Origin of the sequence: Falsiroseomonas oryziterrae (assembly GCF_021864505.1) — a bacterium.
Lineage (GTDB): Bacteria > Pseudomonadota > Alphaproteobacteria > Acetobacterales > Acetobacteraceae > Falsiroseomonas > Falsiroseomonas oryziterrae.
The window spans coordinates 1-19,709 of record NZ_JAKJIB010000013.1 but is presented as its reverse complement, the minus strand read 5'-3'; the positions used below and the strand labels follow the sequence as shown (position 1 = coordinate 19,709).

General features: G+C 71.6%; 19 protein-coding genes. 9 read left to right on the top strand and 10 right to left on the bottom strand.

What is annotated here, in order from left to right:
• Position 1: 1 nt before the first annotated feature.
• Together L2I40_RS02680 and L2I40_RS02675 are read left to right on the top strand one after the other, a co-directional pair.
• Positions 2 to 976 (top strand): quinone oxidoreductase family protein, encoded by a 975-nt coding sequence (locus L2I40_RS02680; RefSeq protein WP_237213317.1) that lies wholly within the window; start codon positions 2 to 4, stop codon positions 974 to 976.
• Positions 977 to 1,020: 44 nt separating this feature from the next.
• On the top strand, positions 1,021 to 1,893 hold the full coding sequence (locus L2I40_RS02675; RefSeq protein WP_237213316.1) for a DMT family transporter: 873 nt from the start codon (positions 1,021 to 1,023) through the stop codon (positions 1,891 to 1,893).
• Between the two features lie 160 nt (positions 1,894 to 2,053).
• On the opposite strand, the gene L2I40_RS02670 is transcribed toward L2I40_RS02675, so the two are convergent.
• Positions 2,054 to 3,337, bottom strand: a complete 1,284-nt coding sequence (locus tag L2I40_RS02670; protein ID WP_237213315.1) for a metal-dependent hydrolase family protein — start codon at positions 3,335 to 3,337, stop codon at positions 2,054 to 2,056.
• A gap of 153 nt (positions 3,338 to 3,490) precedes the next feature.
• Between L2I40_RS02670 and L2I40_RS02665 the strand changes: the two genes are divergently transcribed.
• The gene (locus L2I40_RS02665; protein ID WP_237213314.1) at positions 3,491 to 4,705 is read left to right on the top strand and encodes a M24 family metallopeptidase; all 1,215 of its coding nucleotides are present in this window, start codon (positions 3,491 to 3,493) and stop codon (positions 4,703 to 4,705) included.
• Between the two features lie 5 nt (positions 4,706 to 4,710).
• The gene (locus L2I40_RS02660; RefSeq protein ID WP_237213313.1) at positions 4,711 to 5,373 is read left to right on the top strand and encodes a glutathione S-transferase family protein; all 663 of its coding nucleotides are present in this window, start codon (positions 4,711 to 4,713) and stop codon (positions 5,371 to 5,373) included.
• 27 nt (positions 5,374 to 5,400) lie between these two features.
• Here L2I40_RS02660 and L2I40_RS02655 read toward each other — a convergent pair whose 3' ends face one another.
• From L2I40_RS02655 to L2I40_RS02620, 8 genes are all read right to left on the bottom strand, one after another.
• Complete coding sequence (locus L2I40_RS02655; protein ID WP_237213312.1) at positions 5,401 to 6,384, bottom strand: Bug family tripartite tricarboxylate transporter substrate binding protein; 984 nt, start codon at positions 6,382 to 6,384, stop codon at positions 5,401 to 5,403.
• A gap of 45 nt (positions 6,385 to 6,429) precedes the next feature.
• Positions 6,430 to 7,617, bottom strand: coding sequence for a hypothetical protein (locus L2I40_RS02650; RefSeq protein WP_237213311.1), 1,188 nt, complete (start codon positions 7,615 to 7,617; stop codon positions 6,430 to 6,432).
• An 83-nt stretch (positions 7,618 to 7,700) separates the two neighbouring features.
• Entirely contained in the window at positions 7,701 to 8,201 is a 501-nt protein-coding gene (locus tag L2I40_RS02645) for a GAF domain-containing protein (RefSeq protein ID WP_237213310.1), read from the bottom strand.
• Positions 8,198 to 9,100, bottom strand: coding sequence for a branched-chain amino acid ABC transporter permease (locus L2I40_RS02640; RefSeq protein WP_237213309.1), 903 nt, complete (start codon positions 9,098 to 9,100; stop codon positions 8,198 to 8,200). Before L2I40_RS02640 ends, L2I40_RS02645 begins: the two co-directional genes overlap by 4 nt.
• Before the next feature lie 13 nt (positions 9,101 to 9,113).
• Positions 9,114 to 9,986, bottom strand: a complete 873-nt coding sequence (locus tag L2I40_RS02635; protein WP_237213308.1) for a branched-chain amino acid ABC transporter permease — start codon at positions 9,984 to 9,986, stop codon at positions 9,114 to 9,116.
• Positions 9,983 to 11,188, bottom strand: a complete 1,206-nt coding sequence (locus tag L2I40_RS02630; protein ID WP_237213307.1) for an ABC transporter substrate-binding protein — start codon at positions 11,186 to 11,188, stop codon at positions 9,983 to 9,985. The genes L2I40_RS02635 and L2I40_RS02630 overlap by 4 nt, the downstream gene beginning before the upstream one ends.
• A 40-nt stretch (positions 11,189 to 11,228) precedes the next feature.
• On the bottom strand, positions 11,229 to 11,942 hold the full coding sequence (locus tag L2I40_RS02625) for an ABC transporter ATP-binding protein (protein WP_237213306.1): 714 nt from the start codon (positions 11,940 to 11,942) through the stop codon (positions 11,229 to 11,231).
• On the bottom strand, positions 11,935 to 12,708 hold the full coding sequence (locus tag L2I40_RS02620) for an ABC transporter ATP-binding protein (RefSeq protein ID WP_237213305.1): 774 nt from the start codon (positions 12,706 to 12,708) through the stop codon (positions 11,935 to 11,937). The genes L2I40_RS02625 and L2I40_RS02620 overlap by 8 nt, the downstream gene beginning before the upstream one ends.
• A gap of 123 nt (positions 12,709 to 12,831) precedes the next feature.
• Between L2I40_RS02620 and L2I40_RS02615 the strand changes: the two genes are divergently transcribed.
• Both L2I40_RS02615 and L2I40_RS02610 read left to right on the top strand, forming a co-directional pair.
• Positions 12,832 to 13,815 carry a Bug family tripartite tricarboxylate transporter substrate binding protein gene (locus L2I40_RS02615; protein ID WP_237213304.1) on the top strand — a complete coding sequence of 328 codons (984 nt, stop codon included), beginning with the start codon at positions 12,832 to 12,834 and terminating at the stop codon, positions 13,813 to 13,815.
• A gap of 80 nt (positions 13,816 to 13,895) precedes the next feature.
• Entirely contained in the window at positions 13,896 to 14,276 is a 381-nt protein-coding gene (locus tag L2I40_RS02610; protein ID WP_237213303.1) for a c-type cytochrome, read from the top strand.
• 22 nt (positions 14,277 to 14,298) lie between these two features.
• On the opposite strand, the gene L2I40_RS02605 is transcribed toward L2I40_RS02610, so the two are convergent.
• Complete coding sequence (locus L2I40_RS02605) at positions 14,299 to 15,618, bottom strand: aspartate aminotransferase family protein (protein WP_237213302.1); 1,320 nt, start codon at positions 15,616 to 15,618, stop codon at positions 14,299 to 14,301.
• Positions 15,619 to 15,708: 90 nt separating this feature from the next.
• Here L2I40_RS02605 and L2I40_RS02600 point away from each other — a divergent pair, with 90 nt between their 5' ends.
• The 3 genes from L2I40_RS02600 to L2I40_RS02590 form a co-directional block, all read left to right on the top strand.
• Positions 15,709 to 16,908, top strand: a complete 1,200-nt coding sequence (locus tag L2I40_RS02600; RefSeq protein WP_237213301.1) for a CoA transferase — start codon at positions 15,709 to 15,711, stop codon at positions 16,906 to 16,908.
• A complete protein-coding gene (locus tag L2I40_RS02595) occupies positions 16,908 to 18,542 on the top strand; it encodes an acyl-CoA dehydrogenase family protein (RefSeq protein ID WP_237213300.1) in 1,635 nt (544 codons plus the stop codon). The genes L2I40_RS02600 and L2I40_RS02595 overlap by 1 nt, the downstream gene beginning before the upstream one ends.
• Positions 18,542 to 19,709 (top strand): DEAD/DEAH box helicase (locus L2I40_RS02590; protein WP_237213299.1); only part of this gene is annotated, 1,168 nt, incomplete at its 3' end. The genes L2I40_RS02595 and L2I40_RS02590, both read left to right, overlap by 1 nt.

Genomic DNA, 19,709 nt, shown 5'->3' with positions numbered 1-19,709 from the left:
CATGACCCACGCCATCCGCATCCATGCCCCGGGCGGGCCCGAGGGCTTCGTCTGGGAGCAGGTCGAGGTCCCGGCGCCGGGCGACGGTCAGGCGGTGATCCGCCACACCGCCATCGGCGTGAACTACATCGATGTCTATCACCGCACCGGCCTCTACCCGCTGCCCGCCATGCCCGCGATCATCGGCATGGAAGGCGCCGGTGTGGTCGAGGCGGTGGGACCCGGCGTGACCGATCTCGCGCCCGGCGACCGCGTCGCCTACGCGTGCCCGCCGACCGGCGCCTATGCGGAGCGGCGCGTGGTGCCGGCGGCGCAGATGGTGAAGATCCCGGCCGGCATCTCCGACACGACCGCTGCTGCCATGATGCTGAAGGGCATGACGGCGCAGTACCTGCTGAAGGACACTGCGCCCGTGCGCGCCGGCGACACGGTGCTGGTGCATGCGGCCGCCGGCGGCGTTGGGCTGCTGCTCTGCCAATGGGCGAAGCATCTCGGCTGCACGGTGATCGGCACGGTCGGGTCGGACGACAAGGCCGCACTGGCCCGCGCCCATGGCTGCGACCACCCCATCGTCTACACGCGGGAGAACTTCGCCGCCCGCGTGAAGGAGTTGACCGGCGGCAAGGGCGCGCGGGTGATCTATGACGGCATCGGCCGCGACACCTTCGACGGCTCGCTCGAGGCGCTTTCGATGTGCGGCAGGCTCGTCTGCTACGGCCAGGCGAGCGGCCCGATCGCGCCGATCAACCTCTCGATCCTCTCGGCGAAGTCGGCTTCCATCTCGCGTCCCGTGCTGTTCCACTACACCGCGGCGCGCCCCGACCTGCTCCGCATCGCGGGCGACCTCATCGACGTCGTGTCGAAGGGCATCGTGAAGATCGAGACGCCGCGCGAATACGCGCTGAAGGATGCCGCGCAGGCGCATCGCGACCTCGAAGGTCGCCGCACCACGGGCTCCCTCGTCCTGATGCCCTGACTTGTGCCGCGCCCGGGCGGGGGCCATCCTCGCCCGGGACCACGATGACCACACCCGCGCAGCCGCGCATCCTTCTCGGCGTCGCCTTCATGGTGCTGGCGTCCAGCCTGTTCCCGGTGATGAACGGGCTGGTTCAGTGGCTCTCGCCCCGCTACCCGTCCGAGCAGATCATCTGGGCCCGCATCACCGGCCAGTTCCTGCTGATGCTCGCCATCATGCTGCCGGCGGCGGGGCTCACCGTCTTCGCGACGCGGCGACCCGGGCTGCAGATCGCGCGGTCGCTCTGCCAGCTGACCTCCACGAGCCTCTACTTCATTGCCGTCGCCACGGTGCCGCTCGCCAAGGCGGCGGCGATCGGCTTCCTCGCCCCCTTCATCGTCGCACTGCTCGCCTGGCCGCTGCTGGGCGAACGGCCGAAGCTGCGGCGCCTGCTCACCGTCGCCGCGGCCTTCCTGGGCGTGCTGGTGGTGATCCGTCCGGGGGCCGAGGGCTTCCAGCCGGCCTCGCTGCTCATCCTGGTCAGCGCCAGCGTCTATGCGCTCTACCAGGTGCTGACGCGCAAGGTCGCGCCGCATGACGGCGCCGAGACCTCGACTCTCTGGAGCGCCCTGCTCGGCGCCGTGCTGCTGACGCTGCTGCTGCCGTTCTTCTGGACCACGCCGACGAGCCTGGCCGACGCGCTCGCCTTCCTCGGCCTCGGCGTGCTGGCGACGGCCGGCCATTACTGCGTCGCGCGTGCCCTGTCCTACGGCCCGGCGGCCGTGATCTCGCCCTTCCAGTACTGGCAGATCATCGGCGCGGTGCTGATGGGCGTGGCGATCACCGGGCTCTGGCCCGATCGCCTCACCTGGGCCGGCGCCGCCATCGTGATCGGCGCCGGCATCGTCCTCGCGCTCAGCGAGCGGCGATCGCGGTAGCCCTACCCGCGGCATCTGTGATTGACCTGCGGCCGGCGAGGCCGGCCGAGCGCCCGAACGGGCGCCGCCGCAAGTGCGGCGAGCCAAGCCGCCGGAGGCGGCGCCCGGCGATTGAGGGCGGGAAAGCGATGCCGACGGTCATTGCAAATGACCGTCGGTATCACTCGGCCGCCAGCGGGATCGGCTCGCGCGCGATGTTCTTGCGCGGATCCTTCCAGAGCCGCCCGTCGGTCATAACCATGGCGAGGTTGTCCTTGTCCTGCAGCAGCGTGACGTCCTTGGTGGGGTCGCCGCGCACCAGCAGCAGGTCGGCGAGGTAGCCTTCCTTCACCAGGCCAAGCTCGTGCTTCATCTGCATCAGGTCGGCGCCGACGGCTGTCGCGCATTGCAGCGCCTCGATGTTGGAATAGCCGAAGAAGCGCACGAAGTGGTGGATGTCGCGCGCATTCTGGCCCTGCGGCGTGAAGGCGAAGCCGTAGTCGCCGCCGATAACCACGCGGATGCCGCGCTTGCGCATCTGGTGGTAGGTCTCGCAGCTCACGTCGAAGGCCTTGCGGAAGCCGCGCTGCTCGATGAAGTCGGCCGGCACGCCCGACTTCTCCGGCTCGTAGATCAGGTTGTAGAGCAGCCCGAAGGCCGGCCCGATGTAGTGCTTGTGCTTGTTGCGCTCGAGCATGTCGAGCGCTTCCTCGTCCGACTGGTCGCAATGGTAGATGCAGTCCACCCCGGCCTCGACGCAGCGCTTCACGCTCTCGGCGCTGCGGCTGTGCGCCACCACCATGCGGCCGAACTCATGCGCCACCTCGACCGCGGTGTTGATCTCGGCGCGCGACATCGGCGTGCAGGCGGCGCGTGCATTGGTCACGAAGTCGTCGCCCGAGACGTTGATCTTCAAATTGTCCACGCCTTCGCGCATGCAGAGCCGCGCCATCTTGCGGATCTCGTCCGGCCCGTCGGCGATCAGCGCGAAGCTCTCGCGGTAGATGTGCACGCGCCGCTCGTCGCCGAGGCCGGCCGTCACGGTGATCTCCGGGCTCGCGGCGCGCATCCGCGGGCCGATGAAGTCGCCCGCATTGATCGCGTTGCGCATCACGACGCCGAGCCGCAGCTTCGCGCTCGCCGCCTCGAACAGGCTGGTGAAGCCATGGTCCAGCATCAGCCGCGTGTTCTTGATCGAGAGCAGCAGATGCTCCTCGGGCGGGATCTCGCCGAGCTCGGCCGGCTGGCTGACGCCGGTGAAGGTCGGGTGGCTGTGCCCCTCCACCATGCCCGGCATGAGCGTCATGCCCGCGCCGTCGATCACCTCCGCGCCGGTCGCGTCCAGGGTCCCACGGTCGGTCGCAACCGCCTTGATGCGGTTGCCCTCGACCAGGACGTCCGCCGGATAGGGCGGCTTGCCGGTCGCATCGAACACCTGCGCGTTGCGGATGAGGATCCTGGCCATGCGTCGTCTCCCTGCGGGGCGTCTCGTCCGGGCGCCTCCTCGGGTGACATCATGTTCATGGACCAGCCAGGAATCAACGAGGATCGCCCCGCGCCGAGGTGACCGGACCCTCCAAGCGTGGCATGCAGGGCGCGCAACAACCCGGAGGGGCGCATGACGGTCGGGGTCGGCGGATCGGACGTCGCAACGGAACTGGCGGGCATCCGCAACCGCCGCGACGAGGTGCCACCCATCCCCACCGAGGAACATGCGCGCCGCCTGGAGCGCGCCCAGGCGCGCATGCAGGAACTCGGCCTCGCCGCGCTCTGGCTCGACGGCACCACCAACCTCGCCTGGCTCACCGGGCTGAAGCACGGGCAGAGCGAACGGCCGGTGGGCGCGGTCCTGCCGGCGCGCGGCCCCCTCACCTACCTCTCCCCCGCCTTCGAGGTGGAACGCATCCGCACCATGCTCGCCATGCCCGGCGAGGTGCGCGGCTGGGAGGAGGACGAGGATCCCTACGCGCTCTTCGCCGAGATCCTGCGCGAGGCGGACGTGGCCGGGGGGACCGTCGCGCTCGACGACCACGCGCGCGTCTTCGTCGCCGAAGGGATGCGCGCCGCGCTGCCCAACCACCGCTTCGTCGCCTCCGGCCCGGTCACCTCCCACCTGCGCGAGCGCAAGACCGAGCACGAGGTCGCGCTGCTCCGGCAGGCCATGTCCATGACGCTCGAGATCCAGGCGGCGGCCGCGCGCGCGCTGCGACCGGGGATCACGACGACCGAGGTGATGGACTTCCTGACGGCCGCGCATCGCAAGGCCGGCTTCGACGGTGGCCCTGCCTTCGGGATCGTGCTGTTCGGCGAGCCCACCGCCTATCCGCATGGCGTGCCCTATCCGCAGACGCTGCAGGAGGGCGACACGGTGCTGGTGGATGTCGGCGCGCCCCTGCACGGCTATGTCTCCGACATCACGCGCAGCTACGTGTTTGGCGAGCCCACGCCGCGCCAGCGCGAGATCTGGGACCTCACGAAGCGCGCCCAGGCCGCGGGCTTCGCCGCCGCCCGGCCCGGCGCGCCCTGCGCCGCGATCGACGAGGCCTGCCGCGGCGTCGTCACCGCCTTCGGCTTCGGCCCGGGCTACAAGGTTCCGGGGCTGCCGCACCGCACCGGCCATGGCATCGGCCTCGACGTGCACGAGGCGCCCTATTTCGTCGGCGGCAACCGCCAGCCGCTCGCGCCCGGCAACACCGGCAGCATCGAGCCGACCATCGCCATCTATGGCGAGTTCGGCATCCGGCTCGAGGACCACATCGTGGTGACGGAGACCGGCGCCGCCTGGCTCACGCCGCCCGCCAAATCCGTTGACGACCCCTTCGGCCTGGAGTGACCCGCGTGATCGAAATCTTCGGCGTCTACCGCTCGCGCGCGCTGCGCAACATCTGGCTGCTCGAGGAGATGGGGCTGCCCTATCGGGTCGTGCCGGTCATCCAGGCTTTTCGGCTGCCCGACCCGCTGCCGGCGGATGCGCCGTTCAATACGCGCTCGCCCGAGTTCCTCGCGATGAACCCGGCCGGCTCCATCCCGGTGATGCGCGACGGCGACGTCGTGCTGTCGGAATCGCTCGCCATCAATCTGTATCTCGCGCGCCGCTACGGGCCGCCGGTCGGCACCAACGACCTGGTGGAGTCCGCGAAGTTCGCGCAGTGGACGCTCTATGCCGCGACGGAGATCGAGCCGCGCAGCATCCAGATCCTGTTCAACCGCGTGCAGTTGCCGCCCGCGCAGCGCGACGAGGCGAAGGTGACGGAAGCCGTGGCCGCCCTGCGCCGGCCCTTCGCCGTGCTGGACGCCGCGCTGGCCGCGACAGGCCACCCGGTCGGCGGGCGCTTCACCGTGGCCGACATCGCGCTCGCCGAATGCGTCCGCTACTGCCTGCCCGCCCCCGAGGCGCTGGAAGGCTTTCCGCGCGTGAAGGCCTGGATCGAGGCCTGCCACGCGCGTCCCGCCTGGAAGAAGATCATCGCGGAGCGCGAGAAGGAGCCCGCGCTGTCCTGACCGCCGGTCGGGCTCCTCGCGCCCCGCTCAGTCGAGCCGTGCGCCGGAGGCCCGCACCGCGTCGCCCCAGCGCGTGCGCTCGGAGGCGATGAAGGCCGCGAAGGCGGCCGGCGTCATCGGCGGCGAGGGTTCCGCGCCGCGCGTCCGCAGCGCGGCGACCACTGCCTCGTCACGCAGCCCTTCGGTGAAGGCCTCGCTGAGTCGGGCAACGATCGGCGCCGGCGTGCCGGCGGGGGCGAAGATGCCGTCCCAGGCGCTGACCTCGAAGCCCGGCAGCACGGAAGCGACCGTCGGCAGGTTCGGATGCGTCGGCAGCGGCGCGCCCGAGGTCACGGCGAGCGTGCGCACCGCCGCGTTCTGCATGGCGGCGAAGGCGGCCGGGATCAGCTCGATCGCCAGGTCGATCCGGCCCGCGGCCAAGTCGGTCATCGCCGCCGCGTTGCCGCGATAGGGCACGTGGACGATGTCCACGCCCGCCGCGACGCGGAACATCTCCGCCGCGATATGCCCGGTGGTGCCGTTCCCGGCGGAGCCGTAGGTGGCGCGGCCCGGATTGGCCTTCAGCCAGGCGATCAACTGCGGCAGCGTCTCCACCGGCAGGTCGCGCTTCGCCAGCACCACGAGGACGATGCGCGACAGCGGAGCGACTGGGATGAAATCCTCATGCGGGCGGAAGCCGAGGCGCGGATAGAGCGCCTCGTTGATCGCATGCGTGCCGTTGGTGCCGTAGAACAGCGTGTAGCCGTCGGGCGTCGCGCGCGCCGCCGCCTCGGCGCCCACATTGCCGCCGGCGCCGGGGCGGTTGTCCACCACGAAGGTCTGTCCGAGCCGCGCCTGCGCGGGCCCGATCGCGAGCCGCGCCAGCGTGTCGCCGCCGCCGCCCGCCAGGAAGGGCACGATCAGCCGGATCGGCCGGTCCGGCCAGGCCTGCGCGCGGGCGCCGCCCGCCGCCAGAAGGCCGGCCGCCATAAGCCCGCGGCGCGTGAGCCGCATCCCGCGTTCCGTCTGCATCTTCGTTCCCTCCCGCTTGGTTCTCGCGGCGCGCCGCGCGGCGGCTCAGACCGGCCAGGACTCCAGCAGATCCACCGGGTCGCCATAGGTCTCCGCCATCGCCCGGACCTGCGGGTCTCGCAGCGAAAGCAGGTAGCCATCCTCCACCAGCGGCCGGTTCCCGGCCGTCACCGTCGCGTCGTACAGCACCAGGTCCATGTGGATGTGCGGCTCCTCCCAGTTCGGCATGACGCGGCGGAGGTAGTCCGACGGCTTCGGCGCGTTGATGCCGACATGGAGGCTGCCGGGCGAATTCGGGCCGGCCGGATAGATGTCGAAGCGCGGCGCCTTCGGATTGTGGCCGCAGCCGAGCTCCTCGAGCGTGCCGCCGATCAGGTAGTCGCGCAGCACCTCGGCCGCGAAGCCCTCGCCATGCACGGCGTGCACCACGTCGTCGCGGAACTCGACGCCGACCGGGCTCTCGAAGGGCTTGTCGAAGCCGACGGCCCAGTTCGCCCAGACCGTCCCCTGGATGCCGACCTTGTCCTCCGGCTTCAGTCCGACCATCGAGTATTCGAACAGGTTGGGCCCATGCGTCGGCAGGTAGTGCACGTAGCAGCCGGGCTCGTCCGCGACGTTGTGGCCGCGCCAGCGATTGTGCCGGCGCAGGTGCTGCAGCATCGCGTCGGTGTAGGGGATGCGCAGGTCGGTACCGCGCGGGTCGGACAGCCGCAGCGTGAAGTCGCCCTGTTCCGGGAACAGCCGACCCGTCGCGCGGATGATCTCGCCCAGCAGGTCCACCGGGAACTGCGCCTGCGGCGTGTGCAGCAGGTCGAGGTCGCGGAAGAAGGTGATCTTCACCCAGCGCTGCCCCTGGTTCCGCCGCAGCCCAATGCAGTAGGGATCGAGCACCGAGGCGAACCAGGTGGAGACCACGAAGGTCGCGCGGGAGAGCAGCGCCTTCGCCTCCTCCGGCACGGTCACATAGCGCGTGCTTTCGCCCATGTAGCTGGCGAAGGTGGCGCCGCGCCCACGCGCAAGCCCCTGGACCGCCTGGATCACGCGAGGGTCGAGCAGCGGGTCCGTCAGCATCACCACATGGTCGCCGGGGCGGATCGCCATCACGCGGCAGAAATTGTCGACGCCGCGCATATAGGCGCCGATGTCGGCCGGCGGATGCTTGACCGGCAGCGGCAGGCCGCGCCGCGTGGGCGCGTCCAGGATGTCCTCGAGGCGCGTCGGGAAGCGCGACATGGGGTTCCTCCGCCTGGCTTCTTGAATTCCTTACAGACCTAAGTATTTCGGCATGCGCGCAGCTGTCCAGCGCGATGGGGGCGCTAACCCCCCGCGACCACCTGCATCAGCCCGGGCGCGGCGAGCGCCGCAAAGACCTGCGCCGGGGCGATGTCGGCCTCGTTGTACCAGTTCGCGTGGTGCAGCAGGTTGATGGTGCCGAGGCTGGTGCCGTTCCAGCGCACCGGCACGTTCAGCACGCTCTCGCAGCCGAGGCTGCGGATCAGCTCATGGTCGAAGAAGACATCGCGGATGTCCTCGTAGCTGCGCCCGATATAGGGCTCGCCGGCGCCGAGCACGCGCTGGAACCAGTGCGTCTGGTTGATCGGCTTGCGCCCGCCGACCGGGTATTCCTTCGGCATGTTGGAATAGTAGCGCTGGCTCTCCTGCGCGCCCGGATGCACGACGAGGATGGTAAAGAGCCGGTGCCCGATCGCGCGGCCCATCGCCGCGTCGAGCGCTGCGAAGAGGGCGTCGGGCTGTCCGCCCTCGCGCGCGGCGGCGGCGACGGCGGCGTAGTGTGGCGCGGGATCCTGTCGGCTCATGGTCTTGCCTTGGTTCGGGTACGTTCGGGGATGAGGCCCTGCGGGCGGAATCGCAGCAGCAGGATGAGCGAGAGGGCGATGATGGACTCGCGCAGCGCCGCCTTCTGCACCGGGGTCACGCCCGGGATCGCCTGGGCGAGGAAGCGCGTGCCTTCCAGCAGCAGCACGACGACCAGCGCGCCGATGATCGCGCCGCGCATCGCGCCGACGCCGCCCGCGGTCAGCGCGAGGACGATGTAGATCGTCAGCAGCGGCGCGAAGCCGTCGGGCGCGATATAGGCGTTGTAGTGCGCGTAGAGCGCGCCCGCGAAGCCGACCACCGCGGCGCCGAGGCAGAAGGCGCGGACCTTGAACCACAGCACCGGCTTGCCGGCGACGGCCGCGACATCCTGGTCCTCGCGCACCGCACGCAGCACGCGCCCGAAGGGCGAATGGGAGACGCGCGCGCAGAGCAGGAAGGCGAGCGCGACGGCCGCCCACACGATGCCGAGGAAGATCAGGTTGAACTGCTGCGGCGTCACCGCGCCGCGCCAGGGCCCAGGGATGCCGCTGATGCCGTCGGTGCCGTTGGTCAGCCAGATCTCGTTCGAGGCGACCAGGCGGATCACCTCGGCGAAGCCGAGGGTGACGATGGCGAGGTAGTCGCCGCGCAGCCGCGCGACGATGACCGCCATCACCGCCCCGGCCGCCGCGGCGACCGCCGCCCCCGCGGCCCAACCGAGCGGCATCGGCCAGAACTGCTTCGTCGTCAGCAGCGCCGAGGCATAGGCACCGACCGCGAAGAAGCCGACGAGGCCGAGATTGACCATGCCCGCCAGGCCCCAGATCACGTTGAGGCCGAGCGCCATCAGGGCATATAGCCCCGCAAAGACCAGCATGGCGACGAGGTAGCTCTCCATCAGGCGCCCCCCCTCACGTACGCCGCCCCAGGAGGCCTTCCGGCCGCAGCGTCAGCACGAGCAGGATGGCGAGGAACGCGGTGACGGTGCGGTAGGCCGGCTCAAGCAGCACGCTCGCCATCTCCTCGCCCACGCCGACCACCATCGCGCCGAGCGCCGCGCCAGGGATCGATCCGAGCCCGCCCACGACCGCCGCCGCGAAGACGGAAAGCACGACCCGGAAGCCTGTCAGCGGGTCGATCGAGGTGTCGAGCCCGATCAGCATGCCGCCGAAGCCGGCGAGCCCGGCGCCGACGAAGACCGCGACGCGCGCGATGCGGTCCGGGTCCACGCCCTTGATGTCGGCCAGCTGCGGGTTGTCGGCCACCGCGCGCATCGCCCGCCCCAGCCGCGTGAAGGCGAGCAGCGCGAAGAGCGCCGACGCGGCCGCGATCGCGTAGCCGGTATTCGCGAGCTGCTGCGGGTTCACCCGGATCCCGTCGAAGCGCCAGTCGCGCAGCACCGGCAGGTCGTAGCCGCGCAGCGAGTTCCCGAAGAAGAACCGCACGATGTTCTCCAGCAGGATGGTCAGCGCGACGGAGGCGATGGCGACGGTCAGCGCGCCCGAGGGTCGAAGCGGCTTGAGCGCCGCCTCCTCGCACAGCAGCCCCGCGGCGCCGGCCGCAAGGAAGGCCGCGAGCAGCGCAGTGCCCGCCGGCAGGCCCCATTGCGTGTTGGCGATCCAGCCGGCGAAGGCGCCGATCGTCGCGTAGCCCGCGACGGCGAAGTTGGGGTAGCGCAGGACGGCGAAGATGACGTTGAAACCGATGGCGGGCAGCATCAGCACGCTGCCCGTCATCAGGCCGTTCAGCAGGACCTGGGCGAGGTCCCTCCAATCCTGGATCAACGGAGCTCCATCAGCTCGAAGCGCCCGTTGTTCGCGCGTTCATAGCGGAACTTCGTGCCGCGGATGTCGCCGCGCTCGTCGAAATCCACCGGGCCGGAGGCGCCTTCGAAGTTGATGGCACGGCCGGCCGCCAGGGCCCGCAGCCCGTCGGTGACGTTGTCCACGCGCTCGCCGTCGCCGGCGCTGATGCGCCGGACATTGTCCCGGATCGCGACACCCCCCGCATCGCCGGCGGCGGCCGCGGCGAGGATCGCCAGCGTCGCGTGGTCGTTGGTCTGCGCCGAATAGGGGTCCACCTCGACATTCCCGAACCGCGTCTGCAGCCGGCGAAAGGCGCCGGAGTCGACGTCCGGGCTCGGCTGCCAGGTGATCACGCCGTTGGTGACGTCGTTCGGCAGCGTCTGGAAGGTGCTCTGGTTCACCGCATAGGCCGGCGTGAAGCGCCGCCCGTCGAAGCCGGCGCGGAACAGCTCGCGCAGCAGGATCGTCACGTCGGGCAGGTAGCCGTTCAGGAACACCGTGTCGGAGCGCGAGCGCATGATCTGGTCCACCTCCGATCGGAAGGCGGTCTTGTCGCGCTCATAGACGATGTAGCCGGTCACGGCCCCGCCCTGCACGCCGCGCATCTTCTCGACCAGCGTGTCCTGGCTGGACTGCGCGAAAGGCGATTGCGCGGCCAGGTGGAAGATGCGCCGCGCGCCCTGGCGGATCAGGAAGTCCGCCCCCGTCGCGATCTGCAGGCGCGAGTTCGGCTGGGTGCGGAAGATGAAGCCCTGATGCGGCAGCAGCGTGATGGAATCCGCGCCCGACACGGTGAAGAGCGGGATGCGGTTCTCCCAGCAGAGCGGCGCGACGGCGGTCGTCACGCTGCTCGCCCAGGTGCCCATCAGCGCGGAGACGCGGTCCACGTCGATCAGCTTGCGCGCGCCGCGCACGCCCGCATCGGGGTTGGTCTGGTCGTCCTCCGCGACGACGCGGATCTGCCGGCCGCGGATGCCGCCGGCCGCGTTCGCCTCCTCCACCACCTGCTGGATGGCCCGCAGCATCGCCGGGCCATAGGGGCCGCCGGCGCCGGTCAGCGGCGGCAGGGCGCCGAACACCACCGGCGCGCCCTGGCCGAAGGCCTTGCCGCCGATGGCGAAGGTCGTGAGGCCGGCCGCGCCCCACAGCGCCGCGCGGCGACCGATCCTGGTCTCAGTCATCTCGGTTCTCTCCCCTTTCCCGTTGCCACTCTAGCCATGCCTAGCCGCCGAGGAACAGGCGGCGCACCTCCGGATCCGCGGCCAGTTCTCGCGCCGGGCCGGTCCGCGCGACGCGGCCATCCACCAGCACGATCCCCTCCTCCGCGATGGACAGCGCCTCCAGCGCATTCTGCTCGACCATCAGGATCGCCGTGCCCTCGGCATGGATCGCCGCGATGGAATCGAACAGGAACTCCGCCGCCTTGGGGCTGAGCCCGGCCGAGGGCTCGTCGAGCAGCAGCAGCTTCGGCTCGACCATCAAAGCCATCGCCATGGCCAGGATCTGCCGCTGCCCGCCCGAGAGCGTCCGGGCTGCGCGGCGGCGCTTCTCGGCCAGCACCGGGAAGCGCTCCATCAGGGCGTCCACGCGTCGCACGACCGCCGCACGGGGCTCGAGGTAGCCACCCATCTCCAGGTTCTCGCGCACCGTCAGCGAGGGGAAGATGTTCGCCTCCTGCGGCACGAAGGCGACACCGAGCCGCGCGATGCCGCGCGGCGGCAGGCCGCTCAGCACCGCACCGTCCAGCCGGATCGTCCCGGCCTTCAGCTTCAGGATGCCTGCAATGGCCTTCAGCAGCGTGGATTTGCCCGCGCCGTTTGGCCCGACGATCGCCGCCATGCGCCCATGCGGCAGGCCGACGCTGATACCCTTCAGGATCTCGTCCGCCGCGCCGTAGCCGCCGACCACGCCCTCGACCTCGAGCAGCTCAGGCATGCGCCCGCCGGCCCATATAGGCCTCCTGCACGCGGGCGTCGTTCGCGACGTCCTCGAAGGCGCCCTGCGCGAGCAGCTTGCCCTCCGCCATCACGATCACCGGGTCGCAGAGCGAGGCGACGAAATCCATGTGGTGCTCCACCACCAGCACCGTCATGCCCTCGTCCCGCAGATGCGCGATGTGCCGCGCGATCTCGGCCGCTAGTGTCGGGTTCACGCCGGCGACCGGCTCGTCGAGCAGCAGCAACCTGGGCGAGGCCATCAGCGCGCGGCCGATCTCCATCAGCTTCTTCTGCCCGCCCGACAGGTCGGAGGCGAGGTTGTCCAGCACGCGGGTCAGGTTGAGCCGCGCCGCGACCTCCGCCGCCTTCGCGCGCAACGCCTCCTCCCGCCGCCGCACGGCCGCGCCGCCCAGGATCGCGCGCCCCACCGCCTCGCCCGGCTGGTCCTGGCCGTAGAGCAGCAGGTTCTCGAGAACGGTCAGGCGGGGAATGCCGCGCGCGATCTGGAAGCTCCGCACCAGGCCCGCGCGCGTCACGCGATCGGGCCGCGCGCCGGTGATGTCCTGGCCGTCGAAGGTCACGCGGCCTTCGTCGGGCCGGATCACGCCCGAGATGCACTGGAAGGCGGTGGACTTCCCGGCGCCGTTCGGGCCGATCAGCGCCGTGACGGTGCCGCGCCGGACCGCGAGGTCCAGCCCGTCCAGCGCCACCACCCCGCCGAAGCGCCGGACGAGGCCGCGCACCTCCAGCAACGGGGCGGTCATCCACGCGACGCTACACGAGGCGTCCCGCCGCGCAATCCCGCTGGACGGCCGCGCGGCGCTGCGTCAAAGGGGGGTGCGGGAGAACGCCGGAACGCGGCGCACCGCGACCGGGAGACCTTCACGATGACCACGATGCTGCCCCGCCGGGCCCTGGCGGGATTCGGCCTGATGCTGGCCGCGCCCGCCATCGCCCGCGCGCAGGCCGCCTGGCCGGACCGGCCGGTGCGCATGATCGTCCCCTTCGCCCCCGGCGGGGCCTTCGACGTGGTGGCGCGCGCCATGGCCACGCACTTCCCGCGCTTCGCCAACGGCCAGGCCCTGCAGGTTGACAACCGCCCCGGCGCCGGCGGCACCATCGCCGGCGCGCTCGCCGCACGGGAACGGCCGGACGGCTCCACCTTCATGCTGGCCGATCTCGCGCCGAACGTCGTCGGGCACGAGATGTTCGCGGCCCTGCCCTACGACCCGCGCACGGCCTTCGTGCCCGTGGTCCACGCGGTGAACATCCCGACCGTGCTGGTCGCGCGCCCCGGCTTCGCGGCCCGCGACGTGCCCGCGGTGATCGCCGCGGCGCGCGCCGAGCCCGGCCGCCTCACCTATTCCACGCCCGGCGCCGGCAATGCCGTGCAGTTCATGATGGAGCACTTCCAGCGCCTGACGAACACGCGCATGACGCATGTGCCGTACCGCAGCGGCGCAGAGGCGGCGACGGCGCTGGTGCGCGGCGACGTCGACCTCTCCTTCACCTCGATCTCCTCCGCCCTGCCCTTCCTGCAGGACGGACGCGCGCGGCCGATCGCGGTCAGCACCGCGCGTCGCGTCGCAACCCTGCCCGAGGTGCCCGCCATCGCCGAGACGGTGCCCGGCTTCGACGTCGCGGTCTGGACCGGCGTGGTGGCGCCGGCCGGCATTACGCCCGACCTGCTCGCCCGCGCCAACGCCGTCTTCAACCAGGTGCTGGCGGTGCCGGAACTGCGGGAGAACCTGGCCCGCGTGCAGGCCGCCGATGTGGTGGGCGGCACGCCGGAGGCCTTCGGCGCCTTCATCACGGCGGCGCGGGAGCGCTGGACGCCGATCATCCGTGAACTGGGCATCCGGCTGGAATAGCCGGCCGCCCCCTTGGCGTTTCGGGAACCTTCACTTATTCCCGGTCCTAGGCACAGTAAGTCAGCCGGGAGTCGACGCCAGTGATCCATCGCCTTCTGCTTGCCGCGGCCGCCGCGGTCAGCCTGTCGGTGCCCGTCGCGCAGGCGCAGGACGCCGCCGCCGGGCAGCGCGTCTTCAACCAGTGCGTGGCCTGCCACACCCGCAACGAAGGCGGGCGCAACGGCGTCGGCCCGAACCTCTGGGGCGTGTTCGACCGCCGGGCCGGCGCCGTCGAGGGCTTCCGCTACTCGGCCAACATGCGCCAACTGGCCGAGGGCGGCCTCACCTGGAACGAGGCGACGCTCCGGCGCTACCTCGCCAATCCGAAGGACGTCGTCCCCCAGGGCTCGATGGCCTTCGCGGGCATCCGCAACGAGCAGCAGCTCAACGACCTGATCGCCTTCATCCAGACGCTGAAGTGATCGGCGGGGGCTTCGGCCCCCGTCAGCCGAAGGCGCCCCGCAGCAGCGGGGCGCGCAGCGCGACCACCTCGTCCACCGCGTCGCGGAACCCCTCGAGTTCCTCCTCGCCGAGCACGAGCGACAACGCGACCATGCCGCGCCGCGCCATGTAGTAGCCGCGCTCCAGCAGGTCGAGGAACAGCAGCTCCTTCAGCCCCGCATGGCCCGCAGCCGCCTGCGCCGCATCGCGCGGCGCCGCCGGCAGCACATGCAGCGTCATCATGCTCCCCCGCCCCGTGGCGACGATCGGCACGGCGTGCCGCGCCGCGATGCCGTTCAGCGCCTCACGCAGCGCATCGCCGCGCGCATTGTGCGCGACCGCGACCTCGGGCGTGTAGATCTCGCCGAGCGCCGCGATGCCGGCCGCCATGGTGAGCGTGTTGTTGTTGAAGGTGCCCGCATGCAGCACGGCATCGGAGCGGCGCGGATCGAACATCGCCATCAGCCCGGCGCGCCCGCCGAAGGCGCCGAAGGACATCCCGCCGCCGACATATTTCCCGAGCGTCGTGAGATCCGGCAGCACGCCGCTCGCCTCCTGCAGCCCGCCCGGCGCAAGGCGGCTCGTCATCACCTCGTCGAAGATCAGTACGGCGCCGGTCTCGTCCGCCAGTGCCCGCAGCCCCTCGAGGAAACCCTGTTCCGCCGGCACGCAGCCGCCGCTGCCCAGCATCGGCTCGAGGATGATCGCGGCAAGCTCGCCCGCCACGCCGCGCGCGACGCGCTGCGCCGCGGCCAGGTCGTTGTAGGGCGCGAGCACGACGCGATGCGGCACGTTCACCGCCGGCCGCGCGCCCGGCGGGAAGGTTAGGACGCTGCCGTGATACCCGCCCTCGAAGGCCAGGATCGTCCCGCGCCCCGTCGCGATGGTCGCGCAGGCAAGCGCGAGCAGGTTCGCCTCGGTGCCGGAATTGGTGAAGCGCACAAGCTCGATGGATGGGAAGCGCGTGCAGATGAGCCGCGCGAACTCCGCCTCCAGCGCGTTGTGCGCCGTGAGGTTCACGCCGCCATCCAGCGCGCGCATCACGGCCGCCCGGATGGCCGGATGCGAATGGCCGAACAGCCCGGCGGTGTATTCGCCCGCCATGTTCACATAGGCATGGCCGTCCGCGTCGAAAATGCGGCAGCCCTCGCCACGCAGCGCGGTGAAGGGGAAGGGCCCGTGGAACAGCACGCTGCGCGTGTTGCCGCCGGGCATGACCTCGGCGGCCGCGCGGTGCCGCGCCAGGCTCTCGGGCCGGCGGCGCACATAGAGGTCGCGGGCCTCGTCCAAGGCATCCTCGACCGTCGCATTCCGTCCGCGCATGCCGCCTCCGCGTCCCGCTCGCCGGCCAGTCTCGCCCCCGCCGGCCTGCGCGCCTATTGTCCCGCCGGAACCGCCGGACGCAACACGCCCATGTCACCAGAGGACGCCCCGCTCGCCGGCCTTCGGCTCGTCGAGGTCTCCGCCTTCGTCGCGGCCCCGATCGGCGGCATGACCCTCGCCCAGCTCGGCGCCGAGGTGATCCGCATCGACCCGATCGGCGGCAACATCGATATCGGCCGATGGCCGCTCGCCCCGTCCGGCACGAGCCTCTACTGGGCCGGGCTGAACAAGGGGAAGCGCTCGGTCTGCCTCGCTCTCGACAAGCCCGAAGGGCGCGAGATCGCCGCCGCGCTGATCGCCGAGGCCGGGATCCTGCTCACCAACCTGCCCTCCGCCGAGGGCTGGATGTCCTACGCCGCGCTCTCCGCCCGCCGCCCGGACCTCATCATGCTGCGGCTGACCGGCACGCATGATGGCGGCAACGCCATCGACTACACGGTGAATGCCGCCGTCGGCTTTCCCGTCGCGACCGGCGAGGACGAGCGTCCGGTGAACCATGTGCTGCCGGCCTGGGACGTCGCCGCCGGGCTCTACCTCGCGACCGGCCTTCTCGCCGCGGAACGACGCCGCACGCGGACAGGGCGCGGCGGCGAGGTGACGCTCGCGCTCTCCGACGTCGCCTACGCGACGGTCGCAACGCTCGGCTACCTGGCCGATGTGCAGGTGAACGGGCATGTCCGCCCGCCGCTAGGCAACCATCTGTACGGCGCCTTCGGGCGCGACTTCTCATGCAAGGACGGGCGGCGCGTGATGCTCGCCGCGATCTCCAACCGGCAGTGGCGGGCGATTGGCAAGGCGACGGGGCTCGCCGAGAAGCTCGAGATGATCGGGCCGCTGATGGGCGTGGACATGAGCGACGAAGGCGGGCGCTACGCTGCGCGCGACGCGATCTGCGCCGTGCTTGCGCCCTGGTTCGCCGCGCGCAGCCTGCCGGAGGTGCGTGCCGCCTTCGAGGCGAGCGGCGTGCTGTGGGGCCCCTACCAGGATTTCGGCCAGATGGTCCGCGAGGATCCCCGCTGCTCCGCCGCCAATCCGATGTTCGCCGAGATCGAGCAGCCCGGCGCGGGACGCCTGCTCGCGCCCGCCTCGCCGCTGCAGCCGGCGCTGCCGCCGCGGCCCGCGCCACGCCTCGGCGCCGACACGGACGCCGTGCTGCGCGAGAGGCTCGGCTTGCCGCACGACACCATCGCCGCCTATCGCGCGGCGGGACTTCTGCCACGGGATTCGTGATGACCGAGTTGCTGAGGGAATGCCGCGCGGCGCTGGCCGGCGCGGAAGCGATGCTGGATGCCGCGCGCGCCGCGCTGTCGCGCGAGGTGTCGCGCGACGGGAAGCTCGACGTGGCGGCGCTGGAAGCCGCGCAACTCGGCGCGCATGGCCTCGCCTGGGCCGCCACCTATGTCGAGGCGCTGCGCCAGGCGGCGCGCTGGGGCGAGCGGCTCGACGCCGCCGGGCGGCTTGGTGCGACCGAGCGCGCGATCCTCGTCCTCGGCTTCGCCGAATACGGCGCGCAGCTCGCGGGCGGCATCCCGATGAGCCAGGTGGAGATGGCGCGCCCCGCCGATCTCGGCGTGCCGCCGGCCGCCGAGGCGACGCTGCGCGCGGCCTTCGCGCCCTTCGCGGAGCCCGCGCGGCTGGCCGAGGCACGCGTCGCCATGCATGCCGCGCTGCAGGCCGAGAGCTTCGGCGATGTCGGCGTGACGGATCCTGACATGGCGCTGCTGCGCGATCAGTTCGGCCGCTTCACCGCAGCCGAGGTGACGCCGCATGCGCAAGGTTGGCACGACGCCAACGCGCTCATCCCGCTCGACCTGATCGCCAAGCTCGGCGAGCTCGGCACCTTCGGTGTCACGATCCCGGAGGCGCACGGTGGCCTGGGCCTCGGCAAGGTCGCGATGTGCCTGGTGTCGGAGATGCTGTCGGAAGGCTATGTCGGCGTCGGCTCGCTCGGCACCCGGAGCGAGATTGCCGGCGAACTGATCGCGCTGAACGGCACGGAGGCGCAGAAGGCGCGCTGGCTGCCCGGCATCGCCAGCGGCGAGATCCTGCCGACCGCCGTCTTCACGGAGCCCAACACCGGCAGCGACCTGGCGAACCTGCGCACCCGCGCCGTGCGCGAAGGCGACGTCTATCGCGTCCATGGCGCAAAGACCTGGATCACCCATGGCAGCCGCAGCGACGTCATGACGCTGCTGGTCCGCACCGGCGACGCGCCCGGCCATCGTGGCCTGTCCATGCTGATCGCGCCCAAGCCGCGCGGCACCGACGACGATCCGTTCCCCGCGCCAGGCATGTCGGGCTCCGAGATCCACGTCCTCGGCTATCGCGGCATGCGCGAATACGAGATCGCCTTCGAGGGCTTCGAGGTGCCGGCCGACTGCCTGCTCGGCGGCGTCGAGGGCCAGGGCTTCCGGCAGCTGATGGAGACCTTCGAGTCTGCGCGCATCCAGACCGCGGCGCGCGCGCTCGGCGTCGCGCAGAACGCGCTGACGCTCGGCTTGTCCTACGCGAAGACCCGCATCCAGTTCGGCAAGCCGATCCTCGGCTTCCCGCGCGTGTCGAACAAGCTGGTGATGATGGCCGTCGAGACGATGCTGGCCCGGCAGCTGACCTACTTCGCCGCGCGCGAGAAGGATGCCGGACGGCGCTGCGACGTGGAGGCGGGCATGGCCAAGCTGCTCGCAGCGCGCGTCGCCTGGGCCAATGCCGACGCCGCGCTGCAGGTGCATGGCGGCAACGGCTATGCGCTGGAATACCCGATCAGCCGCGTGCTCTGCGATGCGCGGGTCCTCTCCATCTTCGAAGGTGCCGCGGAGATCCAGGCGCATATCATCGCGCGTGGCCTGCTCGGCCGGGTGAACTGATGCCCTTCCCCACCCTCCCCGCCCCGCTCGCCGAGGCGCTCGCCGCCCGCGGCTATGCCGAGCCGACGCCGGTGCAGGAGGCGGTGCTGGCGCCCGAGACCGCAGGCCGCGACCTGCTCGTCTCCGCCCAGACCGGCTCCGGCAAGACCGTCGCCTTCGGCCTGGCCTTCGCGCCGGAGGTGCTGGGCGAGGCCGCGCGGCTCGGCCCCGCGCGCACGCCGCTCGCGCTCGCCATCGCGCCGACGCGCGAGCTGGCGCTGCAGGTGCGCGAGGAACTCGGCTGGCTCTATGCCGGCGCGGGCGCCCGCGTGATCGCCTGCGTCGGCGGCACCGACATGCGCGCCGAGCGGCGCCAGCTCGACATGGGCGCGCATATCGTGGTCGGCACGCCGGGGCGGCTGCGCGACCATCTGGAGCGCGGCGCCCTCGACCTCGCCGCCTTGCGCGCCGTGGTGCTCGACGAGGCCGACGAGATGCTCGACATGGGCTTCCGGGACGAGCTGGAAGCGATCCTCGACGTGACGCCGGAGACGCGGCGCACGCTGCTGTTCTCCGCGACCATCCCGAAGGAGATCGCGGCGCTGGCGAAGCGCTACCAGCGCGACGCGCTGCGCATCGCCGCGACCGGCGAGGGCGCGCATCGCGACATCACATACAGCGCTATCGTCATCGCCCCGCGCGAGGAGGAGCGCGCGCTGGTCAACCTGCTGCGCTGGCACGACGCGCGCGCCATCGTCTTCTGCGCGACGCGCGCCGCCGTCGCCCGGCTGCACGGCAACCTGACGGAACGCGGCTTCGAGGCAGTGGCGCTGTCCGGCGAGCTCACCCAGGCGGAGCGGAACCGGGCGCTCCAGTCGCTGCGCGACGGCCGCGCACGGGTCTGCGTCGCGACCGACGTCGCCGCACGCGGCATCGACCTGCCCGACCTCGGCCTCGTCGTGCATGCCGAGTTGCCGCGCGACCGGGAGACGCTGCTGCACCGCTCCGGCCGCACGGGACGCGCCGGCCGCAAGGGGCAGTCCATACTCCTGGTCCCCGCGAACCGGCGGCGCATCGCCGAGCGGCTGCTGGCCACGGCGCGCATCGCCGCCGAATGGGGCGCGCCGCCCTCGGCCGACGAGATCCGCGCGCGCGACGCCGAGCGGCTGCGCGAGCAGGCGCTCGGCG